This is a genomic window from Vibrio sp. 779(2023), assembly GCF_033344285.1.
GTDB classification, from domain to species: Bacteria; Pseudomonadota; Gammaproteobacteria; order Enterobacterales; family Vibrionaceae; genus Vibrio; species Vibrio alginolyticus.
In genome coordinates, this window is the sequence record NZ_JAWPOM010000015.1 from 73,457 (window position 1) to 85,756 (window position 12,300).

Below are 12,300 nucleotides of genomic sequence, written 5' to 3' on the forward strand. Positions count from 1 at the left end.
TCCTTATTGACCTAGTGTTTGTTCACCCAAATTAGCAAGCGGATGCTCGTTATCTGACCAAAGCGAGGTAAACAAAGTATCGATAACATCTTCATCGACTTCACTGACACTGTTAAATATCCAGCTCGGCTCGCCATCCCGGTCAATGAGCCGAGAACGGACGCCCTCTTTAAACTCACCTAATAAGGCACTGCGAACCGACAAACTCAACTCTAAACGGAAGCAATCTGCAAGCGGTAAGCTGTGGTACTCTTTCACTTGTCTAAAGCAAATATGCGCGGTGATCGGACTGCCCGATGCGAACGTTTGTTTCGCGTTTTCTATCCACTGACTGTTCCCGTCGATAGCCATGATTCGCTGTGCTATCGCATTAAGATCAAAGCCTTTGCACGCTTCCTCTATCTGATCTAAGTATGGACAAATTTGCGTGGTTGGTTTGCTATCAATAACCTGTTCTTCCATTAATTGTAGTAGCGCAGTTACCAACTCTTTCGCATCTTCTTTGCCCCACTGGAGCCGCTTTAGCTCATCCAGTAAGGTGGGATACTGCTCTTCCAACAGTAACCAATCGGCCAAACCAATAGTGACAGCGTCACTTGAATTTACCATTGAACCTGTCAATCCGAGGAATAAGCCCACTTGCGGATCTATCTGGCTTAAAAACCACGTACCTCCCACATCAGGATACAGTCCGATATTGATTTCTGGCATAGCAAGGCGTGATGTTGTTGTCACAACTTTATGGCTGGTTCCCATAAAAAGCCCCATCCCACCGCCCATGACAATACCTTCTCCCCAACCGATAATGGGTTTGTTGTAAGTGTGGATGAGATAGTCACACTCATACTCCAACGAGAAATAGTTCGTACAGAACTCTACGATTTTTTCTTTACTCTCGTTATGCATGACGTGATACATAGCTCGAACATCACCACCAGCACAGAATGCTTTTTCTCCAGCGCCAGTCAGTACCACACAAGCCATATGTGGATCATCTTGCCACTTGATAAGCTGATCGTTGAGTTGGACCAACATGTCATACGTCAATGCATTCAATGAAGCGGTGTTTTCTAACGTTGCGATACCAATGCGGTGCACGCCATCTAAGCACTCTATTTCACTAATGGTTACCATCCCTGCCATGTGGCCTCCTATCGGTTTTTCCATTGCGGTGGGCGTTTTTCTAAAAAGGCGCGAACACCCTCAACTTGATCTTCCGTATCAAAAAGATTCAGAAATAACTCTCGCTCTTTCATTAAGCCGTGCTTAAGTGGCGCAGAGCGCATATTTTGAATGAGCGCCTTACATGCGGCGACAGAAGATGGTGACTGGTTCGCAACAGATTCAGCAAGCTCCAGCGCTTTACTTAAAGCTTCGCCTTTGGGAACCAACTCCTCAACTAGGCCTAGTTCTTTTGCTTTGTCAGCGCTGACTTGCTCTCCACATAAAATGATGCGCTTTGCCCAGCCTTCCCCCACTAACGCTGTGAGGTTTTGGGTACCACCAGCACAGGGCAAAAGTCCGACTTTGGCTTCTGGTAAAGCAAGTACCGCTTGCTCTTCAACGACTCGAATATCACAAGCTAATGCCACTTCTAACCCTCCGCCCATGGCGTAACCATTAATGGCGGCAATGGAAACACCACGAAATTCCGAGAGCGTTTCAAAGGCTTCACCAAAGCATCGCGCCATGTCTGACGCAACCGCTTTGTCACCGTCAGAAAACAACTTGAGATCCGCACCAGCAGAGAAAAACTTTTCTCCACTGCCAGTTAAAACCAGTGAATAAACCTGGTTATCATCGTTAAGTGTGAGTATCAGCGATTTCAGTGCCTTGAGACTCTCTGCTGTCCACGTATTGGCTGGCGGGTTGTTCATCGTCACCAGCGCAACGTGATTAGCGATCGTATGTTGAATGGCAGTTTGGGTTAATGGCATATCTGAATCCTTTCTCAATGAGCAAATCCAATACTTCGCTACAGCAAGGCCGATTCCTCAGAGAGCAAACGGCGCGCGATGATCAAGCGCATGATTTCGTTCGTTCCCTCCAGAATTTGATGCACACGCACATCTCTGAAATGACGCTCCATTGGATACTCTTTGATGTAACCATAGCCGCCATAAAGCTGCAGCGCTTGGTCGCAAACCTGAAAGCCCACATCAGTTGCGAACCGTTTTGCCATCGCACAATAAGCCGTGGCATCCGGGTCATTTCGGTCGAGTTTACTGGCGGCATAGCGCACTAACTGCCGCGCAGCCACTAGCTCTGTTGCCATGTCTGCCAATTTGAATTGTAAGGCTTGAAACTGCGCAAGCGACTTGCCGAACTGCTTACGTTCTTGAATGTACCGTGCCGCCCGTTCAAGGGCCTGTTGAGCCGTACCGACGGAACAGGTCGCAATATTTATACGCCCTCCATCAAGCCCTTTCATCGCAAAGACAAAACCTTGCCCTTCTTCGCCCAGTAAATGGCTAGCTGGAATAACGACATTTTCAAAAGTAACCGCTCGTGTTGGTTGGCTGTTCCAACCCATTTTGGGTTCTTTGCGCCCATAGCTGATACCATCAGCGTGAGCAGGAATAACAAATGCGGACACGCCTTTGGCACCCGCTTCTCCGGTTCGCGCCATCACGACCAAAACATCTGTCTCTCCTGCGCCAGAGATAAAGGTTTTGCCGCCGTTGATGACATACTTATCTCCCTTTTTTGTAGCGGAAGTGGTCAGTGCAGCGGCGTCTGATCCTGCGTTAGGCTCAGTTAAGCAATAGGAGCCTAACCACTCCCCCGTAACTAATTTCGGACAGAACTGCGTTTTGGCTTCATCGGTAGCAAAACTGGCTATCATCCAACTGACCATGTTGTGAATCGTCATAAACGCCGTAGTGGACGTACATCCCATGGCCAGTTGTTCAAAGATAATTGAAGCATCCAAGCGACTCAGCCCTAGGCCACCTTGCGCTTCTGGAGTGTAGAGACTGAGAAACCCTAGTTCCCCCGCCTCTCTCAATACGTCTTTGGGGAAAATCTGCTTTTCATCCCACTCCGCCGCCATCGGTGCTAAACGCTCATCGGCAAATTGTTGAGCGGTATCGGCAAATGCACGTTGATCTTCATTAAGTTCAAAGTCCATAAAAGCTCCTTTTATTCACTCAGCGCAGTTGGATGGTCAGATTGAGCCCCGTTGGAATATCGTCATCAAACCAACGCGCCGTCACCGTTTTGGTCTCGGTATAAAAACGCACTGCTTGTTTACCATACGCATGTAAATCACCATAGAAACTGCCTCTCCAACCAGTAAAGGAGAAAAATGGTAAAGGGACTGGAATTGGCACATTAATCCCCACTTGACCGACTTGAATGTCATGCTGATATTTTCTCGCAGCAGCGCCATTAGCGGTAAATATAGAAGTTCCGTTGCCGTAAGGGTTGCGATTCACCAACTCAATGGCCTCTTGCAACGTTTCGACTTCCATACAAACTAAAACAGGGCCAAATATCTCTTGCGTGTAAATCGACATGTTCGCTGTTACACCGCTAAACAAGGTTGGGCCAATCCAGTTTCCATCGGGAAAGCCGTCCACTTCACACTGACTGCCATCGAGTTCACACACTGCGCCTTGTTGTTTGCCATCTTCGATTAGGCCCAATACGCGTTGTTTGGCTTGCTCACTGATCAGTGGGCCATAAGCAGCCTGTTCATCATCCCAAGGCCCTGGGTGTACTTTCGCCATCGCCAGTTTCAGGTCTGCAATCCATTGTTTTGAATCGCCGACAAATACCGCAACAGAAATTGCCATACAGCGTTGCCCCGCAGCCCCTACGGAGGCTCCGATTAGGTTATTCACCACTTGATCTTTGTTTGCATCAGGCATGATCACCATGTGATTCTTTGCACCAGCAAAAGCTTGAACCCGTTTAAAATGTTTAGTCCCTGTGGTGTAGATATAACGGGCAACGGGAACCGAGCCAACAAATGACACCGCTCGAATATCAGGATGAGCCAGAAGAAAGTCGACTTGCTCTTTGCGGCCATGAACGATCTGCAACACTCCTTTCGGCGCGCCAGCTTGCTCAAATAATTCAGCTAAACGAATAGAGGTCAATGGCACTTGTTCGGAGGGTTTAAGCACAAATGTATTGCCCGCAGCGATAGCGATTGGGAACATCCACAACGGAATCATGGCAGGAAAGTTAAATGGCGTAATGCCGCAACACACACCTAGGGGCTGAATCATTGAGTAACTATCAATATCCGTGGCAACGTTTTCGACGGTTTCGCCCATCATGTTGCTAGCAATGTTTGCCGCCTGCTCAACCACCTCGATACCACGCCACACATCGCCTTTAGCATCCGCTAAAATCTTACCCGTTTCATGAGAAAGCAGTGTGGCAAGCTCATCATGATGCTCTTTGAGCAAGTGCTGATAACGAAGCATGACTCTGGCACGCTCGGATACTGCCACTTCCTTCCAGGATTGGAATGTCTCTTTCGCATTATCAATGGCAGCTTCCATCTCGTGCTCTGTGGAACATGGAACGTACGCAATGACATCATTAGTGGCAGGATTGGTTACCTCAACCCAATCCGATGTTTGAGATTCACGAAACTCGCCACCAATAAACAAGGGAACCAAACGAGTCATCATTTACTCCTTTCTGATTTCAATTAAAGCGGTATTTCAATGCCTATCGCCGTGGCTTCTCCACCACCGATACAAAGTGACGCAACACCCCGCATCACTTTTTTGGCTTCGAGATCACCATTGGTGCCTAGCGCTTGTAGCTGACGCAAACTGTGAATCAATGTCACCAGAATTCGTGCGCCACTAGCCCCTATCGGATGCCCAAGTGCACAGGCTCCACCTTTAATATTTACTTTGCTCGTATCAAGCCCAAGTTCCGCCACCGCTATTTGTGTCACAACGGCAAAGGCTTCATTGATTTCCCACAGGTCCACTTCATAAATTGACCAATCTAGCTGGAACAGCAGTTGCTCAATTGCGTAGACGGGTGCCAAAGTAAATTCTGCAGGTTTTCTGGCATGTGTAGAGTGCGCCTTGATGATCGCAAGTGGTTTAAGCCCCTGATGACGCGCAGTGTCTTCATCCATAAGCACAAGAGCCGCCGCGCCATCTGAAATGGCACTCGAATTAGCAGCGGTCACCGTACCTTTTTCATCGAATGCAGGTTTGAGTTGAGGAATTTTACCAAGGTCAATCGAGCGTGGGTGCTCATCGTAGTCCAGCACCGCTTGTTCTGACTTGGTATTGAGTGAAACCGGCGAAAGTTCATCGGCAAACAAGCCTCGCTCTTGAGCTTCCAACGCACGTTTTGCCGACATCACGGCCCATTCATCCATTTGCTCTCTGGTGAACTTAAGCCTGTCAGCGACTTGCTGAGCATAAACACCCATTAAGTGCCCTTCGTAAGCATCTTGTAGCCCATCGAGAAACATGTGGTCATACGCAGACTGGTGCCCCATACGCATTCCCTTTCTCGCCTCCCTCAGCAAATACGGCGCATTGGTCATACTTTCCATACCACCAGCAATGGCAGAGCGAATCGTTCCAGCTTTAATGAGATCGTGCGCTAACATGACGCTCTTCATGCCAGAGCCACACACTTTGTTAATGGTGGTGCCCCCTACACCCAAAGGAAGATCTGCCCCCATAGATGCTTGCCTCGCAGGAGCTTGTCCACACCCTGCTGGAAGCACACATCCCATGAACACTTCATCCACCGAAGTCACATTCACTTCGTGCATTGCCGCCTTGATCGCCAGTGCGCCTAATTGAGGAGCAGAGTAAGTTTGCAACTTGCCTTGAAAGCGCCCAATTGGCGTTCTTTTCGCGCTGACAATCCAGATGTCTTTTCCCATGATTCGCATTCCCTTAAGGTATATGTGAACACTTGGCAGACTGATGACACCCTACATAGAATTACTCACCAAGCGCCACACCAGCCTTTATCGCCTTTTTCACTAACAAACTTTCATTCCGCGATTTCTTGACGTTTACGTAAGCATAGCACTAGCCTTTACAATGAGATGAAAAAACACACCAAGCAGACGTTTATATTTCAAAGTTGATGTTCGGCCTTCCCATTTAAGGTTCGATTTCCAGAAACTGGATTTTTATTCGAGGTAAGTATGTTATGGAAAAATACAAGATCAGTGACCTCGCCAAGGAGTTTGATATTACTACTCGCAGTATCCGGTTTTATGAAGACGTGGGTCTGATTGAACCAGAGCGAAAAGGCAATATGCGCGTTTATCAACGCAGGGATAGAATTCGCCTCAAACTGATTTTAAGAGGGAAACGACTCGGTTTTTCGTTGGCAGAAATTCGTGAACTTTTCGAGCTCTACGACATGCAACAAACCGAAGGACAGTTATTGAAAATGCTCAATATCATTGAAGAGAAACAAGCCGTCCTACAGCAACAACTCAACGACATCAGCGTCGTTATGGCAGAGTTGAATGCCGCTAAGGAGCGTTGTATTCAAACACTCAAAAGCAAGCAGACATAAACGCTATACTCAATTAGCAACACCGCTACAGGCTTTTCCACCTTACCTCTGATACCGGGAGACGTTATGAAAAGCACCTATACCCCACTCAATTTCGGACTTGGTGATACCATCGATATGCTCCGAGAACACGTTAATGCCTTTGCTACGGAACATATCGCGCCCATCGCCGCTGAGATAGACCGCGATAACCAGTTCCCGAATCATTTATGGCCTTTGTTGGGAGAAATGGGGTTGCTTGGTGTGACCGTCGATGAAGAGCTTGGTGGTGCAGGCATGGGATACCTCGCTCATGTTGTTGCCATGGAAGAAATCAGCCGTGCCTCTGCGTCTGTCGCTTTAAGCTACGGAGCTCATTCTAACCTGTGCGTCAACCAAATCTTTCGTAACGGCACGCCTTCTCAACGCGAAAAATACCTTCCAAAACTCATTGATGGTACGCACGTTGGCGCCCTAGCGATGAGTGAGCCCAATGCCGGTTCAGACGTGATAAGCATGCAACTGAAAGCGGAGAACAAGGGCGACCATTTTGTACTGAATGGCAACAAAATGTGGATAACAAACGGGCCCGATGCTGACGTAGTGGTGCTTTACGCTAAAACAGATGTCAGCGCAGGTTCACGTGGCATTACCGCATTCATTATTGAACGTAACTTCGCAGGTTTCACTCATGCTCAAAAGCTGGACAAGCTAGGCATGAGAGGCTCGAATACTTGCGAACTTGTATTTAACCATTGCGTAGTGCCAAAAGAGAATATTCTTGGCGAGTTGAATCAAGGCGTCGAGGTGTTAATGAGTGGGCTGGATTACGAGCGCGTCGTCCTCGCTGCCGGACCACTCGGGATAATGCAAGCTTGCATGGACATTGTGGTCCCGTACGTACATGAACGAGAGCAGTTTGGAAAACCCATTGGCGAGTTTCAGTTAGTTCAGGGCAAGATCGCCGATATGTACTCTCGAATGAGTGCAGCAAAAGCGTATGTATATACCGTCGCAGCGGCTTGTGATCGAGGTAACGCAACACGCAAAGACGCCGCTGGCGCGATTTTGTACAGTGCAGAACTCGCCACACAAATGGCACTCGATGCAATCCAGTTGCTCGGTGGGAATGGCTACATCAATGAATACCCTGCTGGTCGTTTGCTACGTGATGCAAAGCTTTATGAAATCGGCGCGGGTACCTCAGAGATTCGCCGCATGTTAATAGGCCGAGAACTGTTCGAAGAATCTCGCTAACGGAACATACGACAAGGAAGTCATTATGGCCATTATCAAAAGTAAAACTAAGCCAACTGACGAGTTATTTCTTTCCAATAAAGCTGCGATGGAAACGTTGGTCACTCAACTGAATCAACACATCGATACCATCAAACAGGGAGGCGGTGAAAAAGCCATTCAGCACCAGAGGCAAAAAGGAAAACTCCCAGCCCGAGAACGCATCGCGCGCTTGCTTGATGACAACACTGACTTTCTTGAAATCAGCCAGTTTGCCGCCTGGCAGGTGTATGACGAAGCGATCCCATGCGCTGGCGTTATCGCCGGCATTGGTATCATAGAGGGAATTCAATGCATGGTTATCGCCAACGATGCTTCGGTAAAAGGTGGAACCTACTACCCACTCTCGGTAAAAAAACACCTAAGAGCGCAAGAGATTGCCCAACGCTGCCAACTCCCCTGCGTGTACTTGGTGGACTCCGGTGGAGCAAATCTCCCTCATCAGTCCGACGTCTTCCCCGACAAAGAACACTTTGGTCGCATTTTCTTTAACCAAGCGAGAATGTCAGCGAAAGGCATTCCCCAAGTTGCTGTTGTGATGGGGCTTTGCACTGCTGGGGGCGCGTACGTTCCTGCCATGGCGGATGTCTCCATTATGGTTAAAGAGCAAGGCACCATTTTTTTGGCGGGGCCACCTTTGGTGAAAGCGGCCACTGGCGAAGTCGTGACGGGTGAAGAGCTCGGCGGTGCAGACGTGCATTGTCGGAAATCTGGTGTCGCAGATTATTACGCTGAAAATGATGAACATGCCCTAATGCTTGCGAGAGAAGCCATTGCCAATGCCAATAGAACAAGACCTGTTAAGCCAGAAAACACCGTACTTCCTCCCCGCTACGACGCAGAAGAAATCTACGGAATCGTGAATGCCAACTTACGACTGTCATTCGACGTTCGAGAAATTATTGCCCGCATCGTCGATGATTCTGATTTCGACGAATTCAAATCCTTGTACGGCAGAACGCTAGTGTGTGGCTTCGCTCGTATTCAAGGACACTTGATTGGTATTGTGGCAAACAACGGTATCTTGTTTTCTGAATCGGCACAAAAAGGCGCGCACTTTATTGAGCTGTGCGCCAAACGGAAAATACCGCTTCTCTTTCTCCAAAACATTACCGGCTTTATGGTCGGAAAAAAGGTTGAAGAAGAAGGCATCGCAAAACATGGCGCCAAGTTAGTGATGGCCGTCGCTTGTGCTGACGTGCCGAAGTTTACCGTGATCATCGGTGGATCGTACGGCGCTGGTAATTACGGCATGTGCGGCCGAGCGTATGATCCAACCATGATGTGGATGTGGCCGAACGCGCGTATTTCTGTGATGGGCGGAGAACAAGCAGCAGGCGTTTTAACACAAGTTCGAAAAGACGCGAAGGAACGTCAGGGGGAAGCGTGGTCAGAGCAAGAAGAGCACATTTTTAGAGAATCGATCATAGACTTGTATGAAACACAAGGACATCCCTATTTTGCGAGTGCTCGGCTATGGGATGACGGAATTATTGACCCTAAAAAAACGCGTCAGGTGTTGAGTCAAGCGTTAACGGCAGCATTAAATGCCCCCATTCCTGATAGCGAGTTTGGCGTCTTCAGAATGTAAGCATCCAAAGATGAATTAAGGAAGTTAGTATGCAGGAAATGCAACCAAGCATTATTCCCAACGCCCAAAGGCAAGATGATGTTCTTTGGCATGTCGATGATAATGGCGTAGCGACCATTACCTTAAACAGAACAGCCAAACACAATGCTTTTGACGCTTGTACGATCGACTTGCTGATCCACCGCCTAGATTATCTCGCTTTACGAACGGATGTGCGGTGCTTGGTATTAAGAAGTAACGGTAAGCATTTTTCATCCGGGGCCGATTTGAATTGGATGCAGTCGATGGCCGACAGCACGAGGCAAGATAACTTCGTTGATGCCCAAAACTTGGCAAGACTCATGGAAACATTAGATTCGTTCCCTCAACCCACCATCGCAGTTGTTCAAGGTTCCGCTTATGGTGGTGCTTTAGGGTTGATTTGTTGTAGTGATATCGCCATCGCAAGCCAAAGTGCCAACTTTTGCTTAAGTGAAGTTAGGCTTGGTTTAGTTCCAGCAACCATTGCGCCTTACGTCATGCGCGCGATGGGGAATAGACAAGCTAGACGCTATATCTTAAGTGGTGAAGTCATTTCAGCCGAAGATGCCGAACGGTTTGGTATTGTGCACGAAGTAAAAGAAGCCAAACAGCTTGAAAGTGCGGTCGGTAGCGTAATCAAGACTTTACTACTGAATAGCCCAGATGCGATGCGTAAAGCAAAAACGCTCTGCCATCAATGTCATCAAAACCCCATTGATCAACAACTGATTCACTATACTAGCAAGCTCATTGCGGACATTAGAGTATCACCCCAAGGTCAAGATGGGCTGCAAGCGTTTCTTGAAAAACGTAGCCCAAGTTGGGTCACCAAGTCACAGGACAAGTAATGCTACCTTCCAAAGTAAAGATTGTCGAAGTAGGTCCTAGAGATGGGTTGCAAAATGAATCTCCTGTTGCGACCCAAACTAAAATCCGGCTGATCAACTTACTCTCTGATACTGGGTTAACGCATATTGAGGCGGGCTCTTTTGTCTCACCCAAATGGGTGCCACAAATGGCGGACTCAATAGAGGTCATGAAAGCAATAACACGGCGAAATCATGTTACCTACTCTGCCCTGACTCCAAACCTAAAAGGCTTAGAACAAGCGTTGGAGGCTGACGCCAATCAGGTCGCAATTTTCACTTCATCCTCAGAAGGATTCTGCCAACACAATATCAATTGCTCGATTGCAGAAAGCCTAACTCGCTTCGAACCTGTAATGCGATTAGCCACCAAACACGGCATCCCTGTTCGTGGCTATCTATCCTGCGTTGCCGACTGCCCTTACGATGGCCCGACAGCCCCTAAACAAGTGGCGAGCGTGGTCAAATCACTCATCGATTTAGGGTGTTATGAGGTGTCTCTAGGCGACACAATCGGTACAGGCACGCCAAACCGTATCGCTGCTATGCTGGAAGCCGTCATGTTGGTTGCACCTCTTCGCCAGCTTGCTGTCCATTTCCACGACACATGGGGACAAGCTCTCACCAACATTTATCAGGCACTGAGTATGGGCATCAATACCATCGACAGTAGTGTAGCTGGGCTGGGTGGATGCCCATACGCTCAAGGCGCATCAGGAAATGTCGCAACGGAGGATGTACTGTATTTGTGCCAAGGGTTAGGAATAGAAACAGGGATCGACTTAGAGCTACTGGCTAAAGCTGGCTGGATGATCAGCGAAGAGCTGGGTCGGCAGCCTACATCAAAAGTGTCATTAGCATTGCGTAACCGCGTATTATCACTTTCGTAGAAGGCCATCCGGCACCTCAAATTCTCCCAACCCAAGTTAATTTGCTCTACTTTCGAGTAGGGAAGCGAAACCGCCCGCCAGTACGATAAATAATTAGAGAAAATAAGATAAGCACACAACCTACTAGTTTATTTGCCGTTAGTACTTCGCCATACCACAGCACGCTCAGAATAACCGTCCAAACTGGTTCTAATATCATAATTAGAGCAGCGTTACCTGCCTGAACAAATTTTTGCCCCATGGTTTGCATTACGTAACGCAAGCTCGTCGCTAATAAGGTACTCAACGCAAACCACCACCAAATAGAGGAGTCCACCTCTACCGGGAAAGATTCCATAAAAAATGAAACCAACAAACCTAAACAACCTGCTGAAAAAAGTTGCACGCAAGTAAGCAGCAGCACAGGTAGTTTTTGAGAGTATTTGCTGTTCACATTAAAATGAAGCGCCAAAACCAGTGCTGCACCAAGAAACCACAATTGACTGGCCGATTGTTTCCAGCCACCAACTAAAGAAAGACAAGCAAGACCTAATACAGCGATAGGCAAAGAAAGCCAGAAAATTCGTTGTGGTCGTTGACGAAACATAACCCATGCAACAATCGGCACAAACAGCATGGAAAGGCTCATGATAAATGCGCCTTCCCCGAGAGTATCACTGATAGAAATAGCGTAAATCCATGTCATAACGGCACTGCCTAACAGGAGCCCGACACCACCAGCAGAAAGCACATCTTTTAAGTTTGCTTTCAGCAAAGGTCGGTAACATAGAGGCAGTAAGCAGAGCGAAGCGATAGTAAATCGCGCCCCAATAAAGCCAAAAGGTGGTAAACCCTGTATTGTTTCCTTAGAGAATATCCAGCCAAGTGCCGCGATCATCGTCGTCGCAACCAGAATAACCGTCGCTTTGCGTTCTGAGTTAAACATAAGTACTCACAAAATATGGAACACACAATAGCGCAGCAAGAGAGTTTTACTGCGCTTTTGTGTAAATTTGAAAGGGGTTTGTGTCGAGCGAAAAAGTGAAAGCCCGATCCTCTCCTGTATTGTTGTCACGCAGATTGAAGTTCTGCTGCTAGATACATTAAATGCAGGCAAAGTCTTAAGGCAAGCCTTTTCGCATACTAAATT

The 12,300-nt window shown here is 47.8% G+C and carries 11 protein-coding genes; 5 read left to right on the forward strand and 6 right to left on the reverse strand.

Annotation, left to right across the window (positions count from 1 at the left end):
• Nucleotides 1–3 precede the first annotated feature (3 nt).
• From R8O70_RS17785 to R8O70_RS17805, 5 genes are read right to left on the reverse strand one after another with little or no spacing between them, the layout of a single operon-like run.
• Nucleotides 4–1,143, reverse strand: a complete 1,140-nt coding sequence (locus tag R8O70_RS17785) for an enoyl-CoA hydratase/isomerase family protein (RefSeq protein WP_017821198.1) — start codon at nucleotides 1,141–1,143, stop codon at nucleotides 4–6.
• Between the two features lie 8 nt (nucleotides 1,144–1,151).
• The gene (locus R8O70_RS17790) at nucleotides 1,152–1,937 is read right to left on the reverse strand and encodes an enoyl-CoA hydratase (protein WP_005375773.1); all 786 of its coding nucleotides are present in this window, start codon (nucleotides 1,935–1,937) and stop codon (nucleotides 1,152–1,154) included.
• Nucleotides 1,938–1,975: 38 nt separating this feature from the next.
• Nucleotides 1,976–3,130 carry an acyl-CoA dehydrogenase family protein gene (locus R8O70_RS17795; RefSeq protein ID WP_318184290.1) on the reverse strand — a complete coding sequence of 385 codons (1,155 nt, stop codon included), beginning with the start codon at nucleotides 3,128–3,130 and terminating at the stop codon, nucleotides 1,976–1,978.
• Between the two features lie 19 nt (nucleotides 3,131–3,149).
• Nucleotides 3,150–4,643: a CoA-acylating methylmalonate-semialdehyde dehydrogenase gene (locus R8O70_RS17800; RefSeq protein ID WP_258656242.1), complete on the reverse strand. Its 1,494-nt coding sequence runs from the start codon at nucleotides 4,641–4,643 to the stop codon at nucleotides 3,150–3,152.
• Nucleotides 4,644–4,666: 23 nt separating this feature from the next.
• On the reverse strand, nucleotides 4,667–5,878 hold the full coding sequence (locus R8O70_RS17805; protein WP_053303721.1) for a thiolase family protein: 1,212 nt from the start codon (nucleotides 5,876–5,878) through the stop codon (nucleotides 4,667–4,669).
• 275 nt (nucleotides 5,879–6,153) lie between these two features.
• Here R8O70_RS17805 and R8O70_RS17810 point away from each other — a divergent pair, with 275 nt between their 5' ends.
• The 5 genes from R8O70_RS17810 (at nucleotide 6,154) to R8O70_RS17830 (ending at nucleotide 11,171) form a co-directional block, all read left to right on the forward strand.
• Entirely contained in the window at nucleotides 6,154–6,528 is a 375-nt protein-coding gene (locus R8O70_RS17810; RefSeq protein WP_017821195.1) for a MerR family transcriptional regulator, read from the forward strand.
• Between the two features lie 66 nt (nucleotides 6,529–6,594).
• Nucleotides 6,595–7,764: an isovaleryl-CoA dehydrogenase gene (locus R8O70_RS17815; RefSeq protein ID WP_005375766.1), complete on the forward strand. Its 1,170-nt coding sequence runs from the start codon at nucleotides 6,595–6,597 to the stop codon at nucleotides 7,762–7,764.
• Nucleotides 7,765–7,789: 25 nt separating this feature from the next.
• Nucleotides 7,790–9,394, forward strand: a complete 1,605-nt coding sequence (locus R8O70_RS17820) for a carboxyl transferase domain-containing protein (RefSeq protein WP_158173129.1) — start codon at nucleotides 7,790–7,792, stop codon at nucleotides 9,392–9,394.
• Nucleotides 9,395–9,423: 29 nt separating this feature from the next.
• A complete protein-coding gene (locus tag R8O70_RS17825) occupies nucleotides 9,424–10,263 on the forward strand; it encodes an enoyl-CoA hydratase-related protein (protein WP_053303724.1) in 840 nt (279 codons plus the stop codon).
• On the forward strand, nucleotides 10,263–11,171 hold the full coding sequence (locus R8O70_RS17830; RefSeq protein WP_176311599.1) for a hydroxymethylglutaryl-CoA lyase: 909 nt from the start codon (nucleotides 10,263–10,265) through the stop codon (nucleotides 11,169–11,171). Before R8O70_RS17825 ends, R8O70_RS17830 begins: the two co-directional genes overlap by 1 nt.
• Nucleotides 11,172–11,217: 46 nt before the next feature.
• On the opposite strand, the gene R8O70_RS17835 is transcribed toward R8O70_RS17830, so the two are convergent.
• On the reverse strand, nucleotides 11,218–12,096 hold the full coding sequence (locus tag R8O70_RS17835; protein WP_017634269.1) for a DMT family transporter: 879 nt from the start codon (nucleotides 12,094–12,096) through the stop codon (nucleotides 11,218–11,220).
• Nucleotides 12,097–12,300 lie beyond the last annotated feature (204 nt).